The organism is Vibrio sp. S234-5, assembly GCF_000960595.1.
In the GTDB taxonomy this organism is placed as follows: Bacteria; Pseudomonadota; Gammaproteobacteria; order Enterobacterales; family Vibrionaceae; genus Vibrio.
This window is the reverse complement of the sequence record NZ_JZAM01000460.1, coordinates 1-366: the sequence shown is the minus strand read 5'-3', so window position 1 is coordinate 366 and position 366 is coordinate 1. Positions and strand designations below refer to the sequence as shown.

Genomic DNA, 366 nt, shown 5'->3' with positions numbered 1-366 from the left:
GCCGAGCAAGACTTTCAGCAAATGCGAAATGATCGATTAACTTGCCCTTTCCACACTTTGCACCCGCAAAACTGCCAACGCGCCAACGCTAAAACCAATTGAGGCAAACAAAGAAATTTGCCTGTTTTACGGTTTGAGTTAACCAAGAATTTGAGGGTAAAAATGCTCATTTGCCGACAAAACAAATCGAATAGCCGGAGAAATCCCAAAAGATTGAACCCCTAAATTTACCTGAGTTGCATAACGCCGCGTTAAGGGGTGAGTGCAGCATAAACCAACCTTCCGCAGACCATTTTCACCACAAAACTCACTGCAAACCAAAAATGCCACGCGGCATGAATCCCACTTAAACGCTTTGTTATGTTT

Annotated in this window: 1 pseudogene; it reads right to left on the bottom strand. The window is 43.7% G+C overall.

Annotated elements, in window-relative coordinates:
• Positions 1-243 precede the first annotated feature (243 nt).
• Positions 244-362 (bottom strand): annotated as a pseudogene (locus UF06_RS28500) (DUF3265 domain-containing protein); the annotation flags it as partial.
• Between the last annotated feature and the right edge of the window lie 4 nt (positions 363-366).